Below are 18,407 nucleotides of genomic sequence, written 5' to 3' on the forward strand. Positions count from 1 at the left end.
TCACACCCCCTTCAGAAACGCATCCCGCCCCCCCCCCCCCCCTCCCCCTCCCCCCCCTCCCCCCCCCCCCCCCCCCCGCCCCCCCGCTTCGTCGTGCCGCGGCTTCCCTGCGACGGCGCGGCGGGCGGACCGCATCCAAACGGCCCGCCGGGGCGTCTATCCCGGTATGGATCTGGAGAAGTCGGCGGCGGGGCGGCCCGCCGAGCACGACGTGCCGCAGGCCGGGGGATGCCTGGCCGTCGCGATCCGCATCCCGGTGCGGATCGTGGTGCTCGTCCTCGTCGTGCCGGTACGGATGGTGTGGGACGCGCTGGTCGTCGGCGGCCGGTTCCTGCGCGACACCGTGCTGAGGCCGGTGGGAAGGGCGCTGGCATGGCTGGCGTGGGCGGTCCTCGTCGCGCCCTGGGTGATGCTGTGGCGGTACGCCGTCGTGCCGGTGGCCAGGGCTCTGGGGTGGCTCGCGTACCGGCTGCTGGTCGTCCCCGTGGTGTGGCTGTACCGGACCGTCCTGACGCCGGTCGGCCACGCGGTCGCGTGGGCCGTGCGGGGGGTCGGGGCGGGTCTGGTCCGGTTCTTCGGGGCCGTGTGGGCCGGGGTCGTCTGGGTGTACGCGCGCGTGCTGGCGCCGGTGGGGCACGCGGTCGCGTGGGCCGTGCGGGGGGTCGGGGCGGGTCTGGTCCGGTTCTTCGGGGCCGTGTGGGCCGGGGCCGTCTGGGTGTACGCGCGCCTGCTGGCGCCCGTCGGGCACGCGGTCGCCTGGCTGGTCAGGGGGACCGGGCGCGTCCTCGCCGCCGTCGCCCTCGGGGTGTGGACCGCCCTCACCTGGCTGGGGCACCGCCTCGTCGTCGTGCCGGCGCAGTGGCTGTACGCGTGGATCCTCACGCCCGTGGGGAGGGGGATCGCCCGGGTGGCGGGCGGTGCGGTGTGGCTCGTACGGATGATCTTCACCGGCATCGGCACCGGTCTCTACTGGACGCTCAGGATTCTGCTCGTCCTGCCGGCACTCGCGCTGTGGCGCTGGGTCCTCGCACCGGTCGGACGTGCCCTCGTGGTCGTCGGCCGGGAGATCGCCGACGCGCTCGGCCACGCCTGGCGCGTCGCCGGACGCGTCTCACTGACCGTCGGACGCTTCCTCGCCCGGCTCCTGCGGTGGGTGTTCGTCGAGCCGGTGCGCTGGGCGTACCGGAACGTGCTCACGCCGGTCGGACACATGGTCCGCGACGCGGTCTGGCGCCCCGCGGCGGAAGCCGCCCGCAGCGTGGGCCGCGCCACCCGGCAGGCCCTCGCCGCCGCCCGCGAGTCGGCCCGGCAGACGCGGGCCGACATCCGCCGGATGCTCTTCGGCGCGCCCGTCGAGCCGCGTACGGCGGCCCGGCGGGAACCCCTGGCCGTCGAGACACGTACTCTAGGTAGCAGTACGACCGCTCTCACGAAGGACTGAACGACACTGGGCAAGCGACAGCCCGAAGGCCCGCCGCCCGCACCCGCGGTGCAGCGCATCCGACTGCGCTACACCAAGCGCGGCCGCCTCCGGTTCACCAGCCACCGTGACTTCCAGCGCGCCTTCGAGCGTGCGCTGCGCCGTGCCGAGGTGCCGATGGCGTACTCGGCGGGGTTCACGCCGCACCCGAAGGTGTCGTACGCCAATGCCGCACCCACCGGCACGGGCAGTGAGGCGGAGTATCTGGAGATCGCGCTCACCGAGACGCGAGACCCGGACAAGCTGCGCGAGCTCCTCGACGAGTCGCTGCCCACCGGGCTCGACATCACCGAGGCGGTCGAGGCCCGCACCTCGGGTCTCGCCGACCGGCTCACCGCGTCCGTGTGGGAGCTGCGCCTCGACGGCGTGACGCCCGAGGACGCACAGCGCGCGGTCGACGCCTTCAACGCGGCGGAGACCGTCGAGGTGCAGCGCAGGGCCAAGAACGGGATGCGCACCTTCGACGCCCGCGGCGCCGTCGCCGGACTGGAGGCACTCAGCCCCCCGTTCGAGACGCCCGCCGCAGCTGACGAGGCGCACGGTCCACAGGCTGATAGGCCGACGGACCAGCCCTGTGCGATACTGCGGCTGGTTGTTCGGCACGTGACGCCTGCCGTTCGACCCGACGACGTCCTGTCCGGTCTCCGCGCCGTGGCCGACCTGGCGCCGCCGGTCGCCGCAGCGGTGACCAGGCTGGCGCAGGGGCTGTTCGATGAAGAGACCGGCACGGTGACCGACCCGCTCGCGCCCGACCGCGAGGCAGCCATGGCCCCCCCGGCCGATCGCCCAGGGGTCGCCGGCACTGCCGCCGCGAAGGCGCCGGTGCCGGAAGGTTCCGCGTAAGGACGGATGTCGTAGCGCCGCCCTGGTACTCGGGAGCCACCTGGGTCGGGCAGCGCACCGACCACAAGACTTTCGCCAGGCCGTACGCACACATGGCGTACGGAACCGGCGAGACAGGACACAGAGAGCTCCCGTGCGGCGCCCGCGCCCCGGACGGCGGCACCGCGCATCGCGCGAGCCGCGGACGTCACCGGATCCATCCGGACCAGGCGCGGCGCCCGGGAGCCTGACGGGAGATCCACCCGCATGCTCGAGCCGACCGAACCCGCCGAGTCCTCCAAGGGCTCCGAGGACAACAACAGCCCCAGCGACACGCTGCTGCCGCGACGCCGTCGCCGCGCCGCCTCGCGTCCCGCGGGCCCGCCGTCCGCCGCCTCCGAGGCCGCGGCCGAGACCACCGCGCCGGCCATACCGCCGGTAGCGTCCGCCGAGCTCGTCAGCGACGAGACCGCGGCCGACCAGGCCCCGACGGACGCCACCGCAGAGGCGGAAGAGACCGAGGAGGCGGCGGCCGAGGCCACCGCCACCACCGACGCCGAGGCACCCGCTGCCGCCGAGGACGCCGCCCCGCGCCGCGCCCGGCGTCGTGCCACCCGGCGCGCGACCGCACCCGTCGCCGCCCCGACCGACGACGTCGAGGCGGAGACCGTGGTGCCCACCGTCGCCGCGTCCGACACCCCGGCCCTCGCGGCCGAGGCCGAGGAGGCCGCACCGGCCGACGAGGCCGACGAAGCCGCTCCGCGCCGTTCCCGCCGCCGTGCCACCCGCCGTGCCTCCGCGCCCGCCGGCGCCCCGGCCGAGACCGAGGCCGCCGAGACCGCGGCCCCCGCCGAGGCACCGGCCGACGAGGCCCCCGCCCCCGTCGAGGAGGCCGCCCCCGCCCGCCGTACCCGGCGTCGTGCGTCCGCCCCCGCCCGCACGGTCGTGACGGCCGAGGCCACCGACGAGGAGTCGGCCGCCGAGTCCGCCCCCGCCGCGGAGCCGGTGGAGTCCTCCGAACCGGCGGAGCCGGCCGAGGACGCCGCCCCGCGGCGTTCCAGGCGCCGCGCCACCCGGCGCGTCTCCACGCCCGCCGGTGCACCCGAGGGTGCCGCCGCCGACGAGCGTGTGGAGGCGCCCGTGGCCGCCGAGAGCAAGCCCGAGGAAGCCGCACCCGCGCCCGCCGCCGTGCCGGAGGAGCCGGCCGACGAGGCCGCGCAGGCCGAGGAGGAGGCCGCGCCGCGCCGTGGCCGCCGCCGCGCCACCCGCAAGGCCGCCGCCGGTTTCTCGGCCCCCGCGCCGAGGAGCGACGAGGGCGAGTCCGCGCGACGCCCCGCCCGTCCCGCCGTGGCCGTGTTCCAGGCGCCCGTCTTCGCCGAGCCGATGTTCCAGACCCCGGAGCGCGCCGCCGCCGCAGCCGCCGCCGAGGCGGCGGAGGAGCCGGCCCACGAGCCGGTGGAGGAGCCCGCCGAGACGGTCGAGGCCGTCGAGGAGCAGACCGGCCCGCGTCGCCGCCGTCGCCGCCGTGGCGCCGACCCGGAGCCCGCCGCCGTGGAGCAGGCCGCCCCCGAGGCGAAGCCCGAGCCCGAGGAGTCCGTCGACGAGGAGGAGTCCGCCGAGGACGCCGCCGAGGGTGACGACACCGAGGAGACCGGCTCCCGCCGTCGCCGCCGTCGTGGTGGCCGTCGCCGCCGCCGCGGTGACGCCGGCGACACCGACTCCGGTGACGACGAGTACGCCGACGAGCAGGCCGCGCAGGACGCCGAGGACACCGCCGAGCAGACCGAGGAGGACGCCGAGGACTCCGACGAGCGCGAGGAGACGGGCGGCTCCGGCTCCAGCAGCAGCCGTCGCCGTCGTCGCCGCCGCCGTCGCGCCGGAGACTCGGGCACCGAGGCCGAGTCCGGTGACAGCGACCCCGAGCGCACGGTCGTCAAGGTCCGCGAGCCGCGCCCGAAGAAGGACGAGCACCCGTCGGACGAGGTGCAGTCCATCAAGGGCTCGACCCGTCTTGAGGCCAAGAAGCAGCGCCGCCGCGAAGGCCGCGAGCAGGGCCGCAGGCGCGTCCCGATCATCACCGAGGCCGAGTTCCTCGCCCGTCGTGAGGCCGTCGAGCGGGTGATGGTCGTCCGCCAGAGCGGCGAGCGCACCCAGATCGGCGTCCTCGAGGACAACGTGCTCGTCGAGCACTACGTCAACAAGGAGCAGTCCACCTCGTACGTCGGCAACGTCTACCTGGGCAAGGTCCAGAACGTGCTGCCGTCGATGGAGGCCGCCTTCATCGACATCGGCAAGGGCCGCAACGCCGTCCTGTACGCCGGTGAGGTCAACTTCGAGGCGCTGGGCATGGCGAACGGCCCGCGCCGTATCGAGTCCGCGCTGAAGTCCGGCCAGTCGGTCCTGGTCCAGGTCACCAAGGACCCGATCGGCCACAAGGGCGCCCGCCTCACCAGCCAGGTCTCCCTGCCCGGCCGCTACCTGGTCTACGTGCCCGAGGGCTCGATGACCGGCATCAGCCGCAAGCTGCCCGACACCGAGCGGGCGCGCCTGAAGACGATCCTCAAGAAGATCGTCCCCGAGGACGCGGGCGTCATCGTGCGCACCGCCGCCGAGGGCGCGAGCGAGGACGAGCTGCGCCGCGACGTCGAGCGGCTGCAGGCGCAGTGGGAGGACATCCAGAAGAAGGCGAAGAGCGGCAACGCCCCGACCCTGCTGTACGGCGAGCCGGACATGACCGTCCGCGTCGTGCGCGACATCTTCAACGAGGACTTCACCAAGGTCATCGTCAGCGGCGACGAGGCGTGGGACACCATCCACGGCTACGTCGCGCACGTGGCGCCCGACCTGACCGACCGGCTGTCCAAGTGGACCTCCGAGGTCGACGTCTTCGCGACGTACCGCATCGACGAGCAGCTGATGAAGGCGCTGGACCGCAAGGTCTGGCTGCCCAGCGGCGGTTCGCTGGTGATCGACAAAACCGAGGCCATGATCGTGGTCGACGTCAACACCGGCAAGTTCACCGGCCAGGGCGGCAACCTGGAGGAGACCGTCACCAGGAACAACCTGGAGGCGGCCGAGGAGATCGTGCGCCAGCTGCGGCTGCGCGACCTGGGCGGCATCGTCGTCATCGACTTCATCGACATGGTGCTGGAGTCCAACCGGGACCTGGTGCTGCGGCGCTTGCTGGAGTGCCTGGGCCGGGACCGTACGAAGCACCAGGTGGCCGAGGTCACCTCGCTGGGCCTGGTCCAGATGACCCGCAAGCGGGTCGGACAGGGCCTGCTGGAGTCCTTCTCGGAGACCTGCGTCCACTGCAACGGCCGCGGTGTCATCGTGCACATGGAGCAGCCCACGTCCGTCGGTGGTGGCGGCAAGCGCAAGAAGCGCGGCCGGGGCGGCGCCGAGCACACGCACGAGCACGAGGCCGCGGCCGCGGAGACCACCGAGGCCCTGGAGGCGGAGGCGGAGACCGAGGCCGAGGTGGCCGCTGAGGCCGCCGCGCCCGCCGCGCTGCCCGCCCCCGAGTTCCAGCCGGACGAGGAGCTGTACAGCAGCGCCGCCGAGGCGGAGGCAGCCGCGTCCCGGGGCCGTTCGCGGCGCCGGGCCACCCGGCGCGCATCGGCTCCGGCGGGCGCGCCGCGAGGCGAGGAGAGGGCTCCCCGCTCGCACGCCGACGAGAAGGCTCCCAAGTCCCGGGACGCCGCCGAGTCGGAGCCGGTCGCCATGGAGGACCCGGTCGTCGAGGCGCCCGAGGCGCCGGCGGAGACCCCCGTGGAGCTCGCTCCCGCCCAGGAGGTCGCCGCACCGGAGGAGGCCGCCCCGCAGGGCCGCACGCGTCGCCGGGCGACCCGCAAGGTGTCGGCCCCGGCCGGTTCGCCCAAGGCGGCCGACGAGGCCGGAGCGGTGACCGTCGCGGCGGCGCCGCAGCCCGCCGCCGAGCCGGAGCCGGTGTCCGAGCCGGTGGCCCCGGCTGCCGAGCAGGCCGAGGTGCCCGCCGAGAGCGCCGCCCCGGCCCGTCCGCGGCGCCGGGCCGTCCGCAAGGCGACCGCGCCCACCGCGTCCGAGGAGGCGGCCGTCGTGGTCGTCCCGTCGGCCGCACCGGAGGCTCCCGCGACCGAGGCGGCGGCCGACGTGCCGGCCGAGGAGCCGGCGGAGTCGGCACCGGCCAAGAAGACGGCCCGCAAGACGGCCAAGAAGGCGACCGCGAAGAAGGCCGCCACCAAGAAGACCGCGGCCAAGAAGGTGGCGGCGAAGAAGACGACGGCCAAGAAGGCGGCGGCCAAGACCACCAAGTCGGCCGCCAAGTCGACGTCGAAGAAGACCGCGGCGGCGGAGCAGGCGGTGTCCTCCGTCACGGCCTCCACCGACGAGGGCTGAGCCGGCCGGGGCTCGCGGCCCCGGCCGTACGCCCTCTGCCGGACGGTGAACTCACCGTCCGGCAGAGGGCGTACGTGTGTCCCGTGAGGCGGGAGCAGCTGAGGTGGCGTCAACAGGGTGATATTTTGTCGGCCCTGACGGGTTTTCAGTGTTCCCGACGCCCTGAATCACCCCCCGCCACTTGGAACACGAACAGCTACATGTAAAACTCATGCAGTCACACGGATGAACTCGCGGGCAGGCGTTGGGGAGACGGTTTGCTCGTGTCAGGGGAGGGGATTTCATGGCGCGCGTGCGCCTGACGGGTACGGGGCGGCACCGCGCTGTGAAACCGGTCAAGGGAGGACGCCAGGCCGTCGCACTGGCCACGGTGCTGTCGGCCGCGGGAGTCCAGGCGGCGACGTCCGCCGGCACCGCGCAGGCGGTGGGCAACCCGACGTGGACCGAGGGCCCGATCTTCAACGACCCGCTGGGCACCACGGATCAGCAGTACGCGATCCGCACCCGGCTGATCGAACTGACCAACGCCGCGCTGCCCGGCTCGGTCATCAAGGTCGCGGTCTACCACGTGTGGGAGGCGTCGGTCGTCAACGCCCTGGTGGCCGCGAAGGACCGCGGGGTCAACGTCCAGGTCCTGCTCGACGAGTCCAGCGTCAGCGACCGCCCGACCAACACCTCGTACAGCACGCTGGTGGCCGGGCTCGGCACCGACCGGACGAAGGGCTCGTACGTCAGCACGTGCCCGGCGAACAAGTCCTGCCTCGGCGACCCGAAGTTCGGGCAGTCGATCATGCACAACAAGTTCTGGCTGTTCTCCGCGGTCCAGGGCGCCACGAACGTGGTCGTGGAGACGACGTCGAACTCGACGCCCTCCGCGCACACCCGTTTCTTCAACGACGCGCTGCTGCTGCCGAACAACCCGACGATGTACGACGCGTACTCGGACTACTTCGACACGATGGTCACCCGGGACTGGGCGTCCTGGAACTACCGCACGGTCAGCAACGGGCTGTACAAGGCGTACTTCTTCCCGCGCGAGGGCAACACCCGGGACACCGACACCGTGTACTCGGTGCTCAACAACGTCCAGTGCTCGTACAAGGACGCCGCCGGTGTCACGCAGAAGACCAAGGTCCGGGTCGCGATCTTCAAGCTGACCCGGATGGCCATCGCCGAGAAGCTGGTCTCGCTGCAGAAGGCGGGCTGTTCGGTCAGCGTCGTGTACGCCGAGACGGACAGCGCCAAGAGCTCCGGCGGCACCAAGGGCACCTGGGAGAAGCTGCACACCACCGGCGGCCCCTCGGTGCGCTGCTACAACGACGACCGGGACCCGCTGAACCCCGGCCAGAAGCTGACGACGCCGTTCATCATCCACTCCAAGTACATCCTCGTCGACGGCATGTACGACGGGGTGCGGAACAAGGTCAGCTTCACCGGCTCCGGGAACTACACCGGACCCGCGCTGCGCGAGAACGACGAGTCGATCGTGAAGGTCGACGACGACGCCGTGCACGACATGTACCGGACCCACTTCGACCGCGTACGGTCGGTGGCCTATCCCGGCGCGTCGGACACCACGGACCTGTGCAGAGGCGTGAAGCCGCTCCCGGACGACGGCGAGAAGCCGACCACGTGAGGTGCGGCACAGTGGCGGGGCCCGGCCTGGTTTGACCCTTTCGGCTGCGGCCCCGTAACCTTGACCGTCGGCGTGTCCCCTGACATGCCGCATCCCCGTAAACCTCTTCCTCCCGGCGGCCCGCGCTCCGGGAGAGGCCGCTCGCGCAAGCCTGTGGCTGGACTGCGGGGTCCCGATCCGAGTGAGAGAGAGATCCGCGTGTACGCCATCGTGCGCAGCGGTGGTCGCCAGCACAAGGTTGCTGTCGGCGACATCGTTGAGGTTGACAAGATTTCCACTGCCAAGGTTGGCGACACGGTCGAGCTCTCGACCCTGCTCGTTGTCGACGGCGACGCCGTGACGAGCGACCCCTGGGTCCTCGCCGGCATCAAGGTCCAGGCCGAGATCGTGGACCACCACAAGGGCGCGAAGATCGACATCCTTCGCTACAAGAACAAGACCGGCTACCGCCGTCGTCAGGGCCACCGCCAGCAGTACACGGCGATCAAGGTCACTGAGATCCCCGCGGCTGCGAAGTAAGGGACTGAGGAGAGATGGCACACAAGAAGGGCGCATCGTCCACCCGGAACGGTCGCGACTCCAATGCTCAGCGGCTCGGCGTGAAGCGCTTCGGCGGTCAGGTCGTCAACGCCGGTGAGATCCTGGTCCGCCAGCGTGGCACCCACTTCCACCCCGGCGCCAGCGTCGGCCGTGGCAAGGACGACACGCTGTTCGCGCTGGCCGCCGGTGCGGTGGAGTTCGGTACCCACCGTGGCCGCAAGGTCGTGAACATCGTTCCGGTCGCCTGATCCAGTCCCTCTAGGGCTCAGGCTCCGCGGAACAGGTTTTTCGCGAGGCGGACCTCACTTCCCGGTCGGGAAGGCGGGTCCGCCTTTCGCGTGTTACCCAAGAGACATTCCGTACGTAGAGAAGTAACCGAAGTGCTGGAGGCACCCCACCATGACCACCTTCGTGGACCGCGTCGAGCTGCATGTCGCCGCGGGTAGCGGAGGCCACGGCTGTGCCTCCGTACACCGGGAGAAGTTCAAGCCGCTCGGCGGCCCGGACGGCGGCAACGGAGGCCGTGGCGGTGACGTGATCCTGGTCGTCGACCAGTCCGTCACCACGCTGCTCGACTACCACCACAAGCCGCACCGCAGCGCGACCAACGGCAAGCCCGGCGAGGGCGGCAACCGGTCCGGCAAGGACGGCCAGGACCTGGTCCTGCCGGTCCCGGACGGCACGGTCGTCCTGGACAAGGCGGGCAACGTCCTCGCCGACCTGGTCGGCCAGGGCACCGCCTTCGTCGCCGCCCAGGGCGGCCGCGGCGGTCTCGGCAACGCGGCGCTGGCCTCGGCCCGCCGCAAGGCCCCCGGCTTCGCGCTGCTCGGCGTCCCCGGCGACTTCCAGGACATCGTCCTGGAGCTGAAGACGGTCGCGGACGTGGCCCTGGTCGGGTACCCGAGCGCGGGCAAGTCCTCGCTGATCTCCGTGCTGTCCGCCGCCAAGCCGAAGATCGCGGACTACCCCTTCACCACCCTCGTCCCGAACCTCGGCGTGGTGACGGCCGGCGAGACCGTCTACACCATCGCCGACGTTCCCGGCCTCATCCCCGGCGCCAGCCAGGGCAAGGGCCTCGGCCTCGAGTTCCTGCGCCACGTCGAGCGCTGCTCCGTCCTCGTCCACGTGCTGGACACGGCGACCCTCGAATCGGACCGCGACCCGGTCTCCGACCTCGACATCATCGAGGAGGAGCTGAAGCAGTACGGCGGCCTCGACCGGCGTCCGCGCATGGTCGTCCTGAACAAGATCGACGTGCCCGACGGCAAGGACCTGGCCGAGATGGTCCGGCCCGAGCTGGAGGACCGCGGCTACCGCGTCTTCGAGGTGTCGGCGGTGGCCCACACGGGCCTCAAGGAGCTGTCCTTCGCCCTCGCCGACGTGATCGGCAAGGCCCGCGCGGCCAAGCCGAAGGAGGAGGCGACCCGGATCGTCATCCGCCCGAAGGCGGTCGACGACGCCGGCTTCACGGTGGTGCAGGAGGAGGACGGTCTCTTCCGCGTCCGCGGTGAGAAGCCCGAGCGCTGGGTGCGGCAGACCGACTTCAGCAACGACGAGGCCGTCGGCTACCTCGCCGACCGGCTCGCCCGCCTCGGCGTCGAGGACCAGCTGATGAAGACGGGCGCCCGCTCGGGCGACGGCGTCGCCATCGGCCCCGAGGAGAACGCGGTCGTCTTCGACTGGGAGCCCACGGTCATGGCCGGCGCCGAGATGCTCGGCCGACGCGGTGAGGACCACCGCTTCGACGCCCCCCGGCCGGCTGCCCAGCGCCGCCGCGACAAGCAGGCGGAACGGGACGAGTCGGAGCAGGAGTACGACGACTTCGAGCCGTTCTAGCCGCTCGCCGGCCCCGCTCCTACGAGGTCCACGGGACGCCCCGATCCGCGACGGATCGGGGCGTTCTGCCGTCCCCGGCCGCCTCGGCGCCGGGCCGGAGCCGTCTCGACTCGGCCGATCACAGGGACGAGCGGCGCGGTCTGCCCGAGCTGCCGGCGACGGTCTGCCCCGGGTGACCCGGGATGCCGGACACGCGAAGGGCCCCGGAAGCGCTGCTTCCGGGGCCCTTCGTCGTATGCGCGGGACCTACGCGGTGACGGAGTCCTCCGCGCCGTTGTCCTCGGTCTCCACGGTCTCCACGGCCTCCAGGCCCTGGTCGGACTCGTGGGCCGTCTCCTCGGCGGCGCCGCGCTGGGCGGGGATCTCCGCGGCGAGACGGGACTCCATGCGCACGCGGCGCTCGTCGGCCTTGCCGCACAGGGCGTCGATCGCCGCGTTGAAGCGGGCCAGGGACGGCGGGTCCGAGGGGCCCAGCAGGTGCTCCTTGAGCTCGGCGCGCGCCGCGGTGAAGAGGTCCTTCTCCGGGGAGCGGACCGACTCCAGAAGGGCCGGGACACCGTCCGCGGCGGGCGTGAGGACGACGCCCGCGGAGACCGTCGGGAAGCCCGCGCGGAACGCCGCCTCGGTCATGCCCGAGGTGTTGGCGACGGCGTAGGGCTTCTCACTGGACAGCCAGTCGGAGACCACCGAGGAGACGTCGCTGATCAGCAGGTCCGCCTGGTTGAAGCAGGTGAAGATCGCCGGACGCGCGTCCGTGATGATCTGGTGCTCCCACTCCGGGAAGGACGCCCAGTAGGCGGACTCCCACGCCGTGGTCGCCCGGGCGATCTCCGCCTCGCGGTCGCCGTGCGGCGCGCCCTGGAGCAGCATCCGCTCCATCTCGTCGGCGCTGGCGCGGAACGCGGTGGAGGTCAGCCTGTCCAGCTCGGCGGTGCGGCGGGTCAGCTCGGCGGCGGCCTCCGCACCCGGGCGGGCGCCCGACCGCTTGGTGTTGGCCTCGCGGATCATCGCCTTGATGCGCTCGTTGGCAGCGCCCGCACGCGGGTCGACGGAGCCGGTCATCGGGTGCGGCTTGTAGAGCAGGCGCACGCCGTCGTCGGCCAGCAGCCGCCGGACGATGTTCTCGCCGGCCAGCACCACCGAGGTGTTGCCCGGGTTGCCGTCCCAGCCCTCCCAGGTGGGGGCGTACAGCACGGTCGTGTACGTGCCCGTCGGGGCGCCCGAGTAGGGGCGGATCGGCGCCAGCTGCGGACGGCCGACCTCGACGATGTCCTTGTTCTCGACGCCGACCTCGGCCATCAGGTAGCGCTCGCGGGCCGCGGGCCCGGCCACCCACACCTCGTCGTACGCCTTCGCGTACGGGTTGCAGGAGGACAGCTTGTCGCTCTCGCCGTGGTTGGTGAACGCGTGCTTGATCGTCGGGATGCGCAGCACCTGCGAGGTCTTCGCGGCGTTGGCCGGGTGCAGCATCATCTTCAGTGTCGAGTTCTCCAGGGAGAACATCGTCGACACCTTCGGGAAGCAGATGATCGGGACGTCGGTCGCGTCGATCTTCTGGACCATGAAGCGCTCGCGCAGCACGATCAGCGGCTTGGCGTCGATCTGGGAGAGCGTGGAGAGCCACATGTTCGCCTGGTACGCGGACGTCGTCCCGCCGGAGAAGTACATGGCGACCGTCGGCCGGTACTGGGCCAGCCACTCGTCCAGCCACTCCATGACCTTCTGCTCGCTCCTGGCGCGCTTCTTCGGGAGCAGCCAGGTGCCGAGGTGGACGGTGCCTCCGGCCATCAGCAGCAGGGAGACGCCGACACCGATGCCGCCCCACAGGGCGTCCTCGGTCGCGGCGGTGACCACCAGGCCGACCGTGGCCGGCACCGAGAAGGTCAGCAGGCGGTGGCCCTGCCGACGGGCCAGGATGCGCGGCGGAGCGGCGCTCAGGCGCAGCGCGGAGGCGTCGATGTTGCGGGTGACGATCGGCAGCGTACGGGTGCGGCGGACCAGCACGGCGACCGCCTGGCACGCGAAGTGCAGCCCGTAGAAGAGGCACAGGGCGACGAGCAGGGGTGCCTGCTCGCGCTCCGGGTCGATGCCGTCGATCCGCAGCAGCCCCACGAGGATCAGCATGTCGCGCAGCAACTGGCGGACCGTGACGTCGAAGCGGACCTTGCCGAGCAGCGCGAGCAGACCGGGGTCGCGGTACTGCAGATAGACGTCGAGGGCGAGACCCGCCGCGCTCGCGGCGACGAACACCGGGACGGACGGCAGCAGAGCGGAGACGATCTGCGCCGTGAAGAGCGCGAACATCGCGAGCAGTGCGGAGAGCTGCACGATGCGGCGGGGGGCGAGGCGTGCGGAAGGCACGGGCTGGGCTCCTGCGAAGGGATGCGGCGGATGGGCGAAGCGGGGGTGACGACGGCAGGCATGACCTGGCCGACCACTGACCGTATGACCTCTGGCGCCCGGCTAGCAATCTTCGGTGAGAACTATCACCGGAAAACGGGCATCCTGCCCCGACCCCCGTGACCAGCGCGCCCGTCCGCCCCTCGAAACGCGGCGGCGCCGGCCGCCCGGGCTCACGTAGATTGCACGTACCGGGCTGGTCGGACCTCACAGACATTGGGGAAGTACGTGTCAGCGGCAAGGCAAGGTGTGGCGGACGCCCACAGGATCGTCGTCAAGGTGGGCTCCTCGTCCCTGACCACGGCCGCGGGCGGCCTCGACGCGGACCGGGTCGACGCCCTCGTCGACGCCCTCGCCAAGAGCCGCAGCGGCGGGGAGCGGGAGATCGTCCTCGTCTCCTCCGGCGCCATCGCCGCCGGACTCGCCCCGCTGGGGCTGCGCCGCCGCCCCAAGGACCTGGCCCGGCAGCAGGCCGCTGCCAGCGTCGGCCAGGGCCTGCTGGTGGCCCGCTACACCGCTTCCTGCGCCCGGCACGGCATCCGCGTCGGACAGGTGCTGCTCACCTCCGACGACACCAGTCGCCGCGCCCACCACCGCAACGCCTCCCGCACCCTCGACAAGCTCCTGGCGATGGGCGCCCTGCCGGTCGTCAACGAGAACGACACGGTCGCCACGGACGAGATCAGATTCGGCGACAACGACCGGCTCGCCGCGCTCGTCGCCCACCTCGTACGGGCGGACCTGCTGGTCCTGCTCTCCGACGTGGACGGCGTGTACGACGGCGACCCCAGCAGGCCCGGCACCTCGCGGATAGCGGAGGTGCACGGCCCGCAGGACCTCGCGCACGTCGAGATCGGCAGCGCGGGCAGGGCCGGTGTCGGCACCGGCGGCATGGTCACCAAGGTCGAGGCGGCGCGCATCGCGGCGGCCGCGGGCATCCCGGTGGTCCTCACGTCCGCCGTGCACGCGGCCGACGCCCTCGCGGGCCGGGACACGGGCACCTACTTCCACCCCACCGGGCGGCGCTCCGCGGACCGGCTGCTGTGGCTGCAGCACGCCTCCACCCCGCAGGGCGCGCTCACCCTGGACGACGGCGCGGTCCGCGCGGTCGTCGAGCGGCGCACCTCCCTGCTGCCCGCGGGCATCGCGGCGGTCGAGGGCGAGTTCACCGCGGGCGACCCGGTCGAGCTGCGCGACGGCGAGGGGCGCGCCGTCGCGCGCGGCCTGGTGAACTTCGACGCCAAGGAGATCCCGCAGCTGATCGGGCGCTCGACCCGGGAACTGGCGCGCGAGCTGGGTGCCGCCTACGAGCGGGAGGTCGTACACAGGGACGACCTGGTGCTCCTGCACCCGTAGAACGCGTCCCGGACACTCCGTGGGACAACCGGCCACGGTGGCCCTGAACGGCCGATTCTCCCGCCCTCCGGCGAGGGACGTTCCGTAAAACCGCCACGCGATCGCGCCGTAGCTGTTCAACTTTGTTGCAGGGAGATTCCGCTCGACCATCGCGTGAAGGAGGCCGTCGTGAGACGAGTGCGCCCTGGGGCGGCGGCGTCCCGCGGTGGTGGCACCTCCCGGACGATAGGCGAGGAACGGGCCCTCACGAGCGTCGCCGCCGGTGACCTGTACGAGGGTGAGGAACCCCGGGACGTGCCCCGGCTCTGGCACGTCACGCTCAGCGTCTCGGGCGGCGAGGCGCCGCTGAAGGAGGTCCGGCGGGCCCTCGAACAGCTCGCCCACGACCACCCCTTCCTGCTGACCAGCCGGTACGCGAACGACCACGCGGAGATCCGGTACTGGGAGGAGGCCCGCGACCTGCACGACGCGGCGGCGGTCGCGCTGCGCCTGTGGGGCGAGCACCGGCAGACCGCCAAGCTCCCGCCCTGGGAGATCGTCGGCCTCGAGGTCATCGACCGGGAGACGTACCACCACCGCATCGCCGAGGGGTACGGGCCGCTCCCGGCCACTCCGGTGGGCGTCCATCCCTTTTGAGCCGCCTTCGCCGGGTGTCTCGGGGTTTGGGACACGAGCTGAACGGCCCCATTCGGAGCATTAGGCTGCCGTCATGACCACGCTCTCGCCGTACGACTCGATGTCCCCGGTCACCCAGGCCGCCTACCGTGCGAAGGCCGCCGCCGCCGATCTCGCCCCCCTGCCGCGGGCCGAGAAGGACGACGCGCTGCTCGCCATCGCGGACGCTCTGGAGGTCCGTACGAGCGAGATCGTCGCGGCCAACGCCAAGGACATCGCCCGGGCTCGCGAGGCCGGCACCAGCGAGACGGTCATCGACCGGCTGACGCTCACGCCCGAGCGGGTGCGCGCGATCGCCTCCGACGTCCGGGACGTGGTGGCCCTGCCCGACCCCGTCGGCGAGGTCGTCCGCGGCTCGACCCTCCCCAACGGCATCGACCTGCGCCAGGTGCGCGTCCCCCTCGGCGTCGTCGGCATCATCTACGAGGCCCGCCCGAACGTCACCGTCGACGCCGCGGCCCTCTGCCTGAAGTCCGGCAACGCCGTGCTGCTGCGCGGCTCCTCGTCGGCCTACGAGTCCAACAACGCGCTCGTACGGGTGCTGCGCGACGCCGTGGGCGGCGCCGGGCTGCCCGCCGACGCGGTCCAGCTCGTGCCCGGCGAGAGCCGGGAGTCCGTCCGCGAGCTGATGCGGGCCCGCGGACTGGTCGACGTCCTGATCCCGCGCGGCGGCGCCTCCCTGATCCGCACGGTCGTGCAGGAGTCGACCGTCCCGGTCATCGAGACCGGGACCGGCAACTGCCACGTCTACGTGGACGCGCACGCCGACCTCGACATGGCGATCGACATCCTGATCAACTCCAAGGCGCAGCGCCCCAGCGTCTGCAACGCCGCCGAGACGCTGCTGGTCCACCAGGACATCGCCCCCGCGTTCCTGCCGCGCGCCCTGGACGCGCTCGCGGAGGCCGGGGTCACCGTGCACGCCGACGAGCGGGTGGCGGCGTACGCGAAGGACTCCAAGGCCACGGTCGTCGAGGCCACGGCCGAGGACTGGGAGACCGAGTACCTGTCCTACGACATCGCCGCCGCCGTCGTGGACTCGCTCGACCGGGCCGTGGAGCACATCCGGCTGTGGACCTCCGGGCACACCGAGGCGATCGTCACCACCTCGCAGCAGGCGGCCCGCCGGTTCACCCGTCTGGTCGATTCCACGACGGTCGCCGTCAACGCCTCGACGCGCTTCACGGACGGCGGCCAGTTCGGCTTCGGCGCCGAGATCGGCATCTCCACGCAGAAGCTCCACGCCCGGGGCCCCATGGGGCTGCCGGAGCTGACGAGCACCAAGTACATCGTGACCGGGGACGGGCACGTCCGGCGCTGAGGCCGCCCCACCGGGACGCGTCTCGCCAGGCGGATGAATTTCCGTACCGTCTGCCCAAAATGACCCCCCAGGTCTACTCTGGATCCGTGCCGGAGGACGTGGGGGGCACGCCGTTTCCGGACGGCCGGGAGCCCGACGACGACCGCGACCGCGGAGGCTGGGACGAAGAGTTCGCCTCCGTGGTCTTCGACGAGGACTTCGTCCGGGCGGCCGTGGTCCACGAGCCGAGCGCGGTGGAGCGGCTGCTCGCCGCCGCCAGGGCCCGCGCCGAGGCCTCCGACGAGGCCCGCCGGGCGCACGCCAGGGGCCGCGGGGACGAGGACGGCTACGGTCCCGACGGCACCACCGATTTCGGCCAAGGCCCCGATCCGGACGACCCGGACGCCCTGGACGGCCCCTACGGCCCGGCGGGGACGTACGCGGGACCGGGCCGCTGGCACCGGCCCGTCGCCTGGATGCTGGCGCTCCTGATGGGTGTCGGCATGGTCGCGCTCGCCTTCACCGCCGTCTACCGCGGCGCCTCGTCCGGCCGCCAGGACCCGGTCCCGCCGCCCGCCTCCACGGGCCTGGAACAGGAGCAGGACAAGGTCACGGGGGTGAACCCGTCGGTTTCGGCCGACTACTCCCGGCCGGCGGTGCCGGCGGTCCCCCGCACGCCCTGAAGTTGTCGCAGAGCCGTGCGTTTACCGGGGCTCCGCGAGACCTACCCTGAAGGTATGGGCGGGCCTGGAGACCCACCTGAGGGGGCGCCCGAGGGGGCTCCCGGTGGTGGAGAGGACGAGTACCGATCCGTCGTGTTCGACGAGTCGTTCGTCCGTGCTGCCCGCCTGCAGGAGTTCTCCGCCCGGGAGCGGGTGGACGATCACGCCCCGGCCGTCCGCCGCCGGCCGCCGCTGCACCGCGGTCTGTCCCGGCAGGCGCTGATCCTCGTCCTGCTCATCGCGGTCGCCTTCGGCACGGCGATCTACATGGGCGTACGCCATCCGTACCAGAGCCCCGTCGCCCAGCCCCCCGAGCCGCTGCGGATGACGGTGATCCCGCTGGCGCCGCAGAGCGCGGTGCCGGGGTCCGTGAGCGTCAAGGACCTGTACGCGCACAGCCCGGCGGCCCAGTTCCGCGTCGGTGCCGACGGGTTCACCATGCCCGCCTCGCGGCGCACCGCGCACTTCTCGGACAGCCAGGTCGTCGCGGCCCTGACCACCGCCAAGGACTACCTGGTCCGGTCCTCGCTGGACCCGGAGGTGCTGACCGGCGGTGTCACCCGGCCGGTGCGGATCCTGCTGGACCCGCAGCAGCTCGACCAGTTCGACGAGAGCTTCGACCACCCGGCGGCGGACGGACGGCACGCGCCCACCGGCTGGCTGGTGCGCTTCGACCCGTCCCGCGAGGAGCTCGCCGACAGCGAGGTCCGTGTGCAGGGCACCCTCCAGGCCGCCGAGTTCGACTCGAACACCCTGGAGGTCGTCGCCGACCACACCCTCGTGTACGCGCTGCGGCCCACGGGCTCGGACGACGAGGCGAAGGCTTCGCTGTTCACCGTCCGGCGCGAGCTGCACTTCCGCTTCGACCGCGACGACCTGCGGATGCACCAGGCCGAGCTGGTCGTCTCCTACGTCCAGGCCGGACCGCTCGCCTGCGCCGAGGACTCGACCAGCCATCTGCGCCCGCTGCTCGCGGGCCAGACGGCGAAGGCGGGCGGGCCCGCCGGCACGAATCCGTACGCGACGGGCGGTGCCACGGCGCTGTGCGGGTCGCTGGCCGCGAGCGCGCAGCCGAAGGTCTGACCCGCCCGACGGCCACGGAGGCCGTCCGCCGAGGGCCGCCCGTGTCGGGCCCACGTGCTCCTATCGGCGGGCACCGGCCCGGGGACGCGGGCCCCGGTCCGTTTCCGCCCCCGGTGCCGGCGTCCCCAGGGGAACCCCCCCCAGAGCCAGTCCTTCCCTTGGGGGGGGCTCACTGAGGGG

General features: G+C 72.7%; 13 protein-coding genes. 12 read left to right on the forward strand and 1 reads right to left on the reverse strand.

Annotation, left to right across the window (positions count from 1 at the left end):
* Positions 1-166 precede the first annotated feature (166 nt).
* The 7 genes from ACZ4NT_RS00865 to obgE all read left to right on the forward strand — a co-directional run bounded on the left by ACZ4NT_RS00865 (position 167) and on the right by obgE (position 10,691).
* Positions 167-1,441 (forward strand): hypothetical protein, encoded by a 1,275-nt coding sequence (locus ACZ4NT_RS00865; protein ID WP_467722507.1) that lies wholly within the window; start codon positions 167-169, stop codon positions 1,439-1,441.
* Positions 1,442-1,489: 48 nt separating this feature from the next.
* Positions 1,490-2,323, forward strand: a complete 834-nt coding sequence (locus ACZ4NT_RS00870) for a TIGR03936 family radical SAM-associated protein (protein ID WP_467722509.1) — start codon at positions 1,490-1,492, stop codon at positions 2,321-2,323.
* A gap of 246 nt (positions 2,324-2,569) precedes the next feature.
* Entirely contained in the window at positions 2,570-6,679 is a 4,110-nt protein-coding gene (locus ACZ4NT_RS00875) for an Rne/Rng family ribonuclease (protein ID WP_467722511.1), read from the forward strand.
* A 283-nt stretch (positions 6,680-6,962) separates the two neighbouring features.
* Entirely contained in the window at positions 6,963-8,315 is a 1,353-nt protein-coding gene (locus tag ACZ4NT_RS00880) for a phospholipase D-like domain-containing protein (protein ID WP_467722512.1), read from the forward strand.
* 198 nt (positions 8,316-8,513) lie between these two features.
* Complete coding sequence (gene rplU, locus ACZ4NT_RS00885; protein WP_119102267.1) at positions 8,514-8,834, forward strand: 50S ribosomal protein L21; 321 nt, start codon at positions 8,514-8,516, stop codon at positions 8,832-8,834.
* Between the two features lie 14 nt (positions 8,835-8,848).
* On the forward strand, positions 8,849-9,103 hold the full coding sequence (rpmA, locus tag ACZ4NT_RS00890; protein ID WP_006374707.1) for a 50S ribosomal protein L27: 255 nt from the start codon (positions 8,849-8,851) through the stop codon (positions 9,101-9,103).
* A gap of 151 nt (positions 9,104-9,254) precedes the next feature.
* The gene (gene obgE / locus ACZ4NT_RS00895; RefSeq protein WP_121403088.1) at positions 9,255-10,691 is read left to right on the forward strand and encodes a GTPase ObgE; all 1,437 of its coding nucleotides are present in this window, start codon (positions 9,255-9,257) and stop codon (positions 10,689-10,691) included.
* 246 nt (positions 10,692-10,937) lie between these two features.
* On the opposite strand, the gene ACZ4NT_RS00900 is transcribed toward obgE, so the two are convergent.
* On the reverse strand, positions 10,938-13,052 hold the full coding sequence (locus tag ACZ4NT_RS00900) for a hypothetical protein (protein ID WP_467722515.1): 2,115 nt from the start codon (positions 13,050-13,052) through the stop codon (positions 10,938-10,940).
* A 267-nt stretch (positions 13,053-13,319) separates the two neighbouring features.
* On the opposite strand from ACZ4NT_RS00900, the gene proB reads away from it, so the two are divergent.
* The 5 genes from proB (at position 13,320) to ACZ4NT_RS00925 (ending at position 18,227) form a co-directional block, all read left to right on the forward strand.
* On the forward strand, positions 13,320-14,447 hold the full coding sequence (gene proB, locus ACZ4NT_RS00905; protein WP_183116849.1) for a glutamate 5-kinase: 1,128 nt from the start codon (positions 13,320-13,322) through the stop codon (positions 14,445-14,447).
* 177 nt (positions 14,448-14,624) lie between these two features.
* The gene (locus ACZ4NT_RS00910; protein WP_121403091.1) at positions 14,625-15,083 is read left to right on the forward strand and encodes a hypothetical protein; all 459 of its coding nucleotides are present in this window, start codon (positions 14,625-14,627) and stop codon (positions 15,081-15,083) included.
* Positions 15,084-15,156: 73 nt separating this feature from the next.
* On the forward strand, positions 15,157-16,443 hold the full coding sequence (locus ACZ4NT_RS00915) for a glutamate-5-semialdehyde dehydrogenase (RefSeq protein ID WP_121403092.1): 1,287 nt from the start codon (positions 15,157-15,159) through the stop codon (positions 16,441-16,443).
* 86 nt (positions 16,444-16,529) lie between these two features.
* Positions 16,530-17,105, forward strand: coding sequence for an SCO2584 family spore wall biosynthesis protein (locus ACZ4NT_RS00920; protein ID WP_467722518.1), 576 nt, complete (start codon positions 16,530-16,532; stop codon positions 17,103-17,105).
* Between the two features lie 54 nt (positions 17,106-17,159).
* On the forward strand, positions 17,160-18,227 hold the full coding sequence (locus ACZ4NT_RS00925; protein ID WP_121403094.1) for an SCO2583 family membrane protein: 1,068 nt from the start codon (positions 17,160-17,162) through the stop codon (positions 18,225-18,227).
* Positions 18,228-18,407: the final 180 nt, after the last annotated feature.

It is taken from the genome of Streptomyces sp. NPDC026417, assembly GCF_055567695.1.

Excerpts from the sequence above, each read along its gene's own strand:
- ACZ4NT_RS00865 (WP_467722507.1), top strand. The coding sequence starts at position 167 with ATGGATCTGGAGAAGTCGGCGGCGGGGCGGCCCGCCGAGCACGACGTG.
- ACZ4NT_RS00875 (WP_467722511.1), top strand. The coding sequence starts at position 2,570 with ATGCTCGAGCCGACCGAACCCGCCGAGTCCTCCAAGGGCTCCGAGGAC.
- ACZ4NT_RS00880 (WP_467722512.1), top strand. The coding sequence starts at position 6,963 with ATGGCGCGCGTGCGCCTGACGGGTACGGGGCGGCACCGCGCTGTGAAA.
- rpmA (WP_006374707.1), top strand. The coding sequence starts at position 8,849 with ATGGCACACAAGAAGGGCGCATCGTCCACCCGGAACGGTCGCGACTCC.
- obgE (WP_121403088.1), top strand. The coding sequence starts at position 9,255 with ATGACCACCTTCGTGGACCGCGTCGAGCTGCATGTCGCCGCGGGTAGC.
- ACZ4NT_RS00915 (WP_121403092.1), top strand. The coding sequence starts at position 15,157 with ATGACCACGCTCTCGCCGTACGACTCGATGTCCCCGGTCACCCAGGCC.
- ACZ4NT_RS00925 (WP_121403094.1), top strand. The coding sequence starts at position 17,160 with ATGGGCGGGCCTGGAGACCCACCTGAGGGGGCGCCCGAGGGGGCTCCC.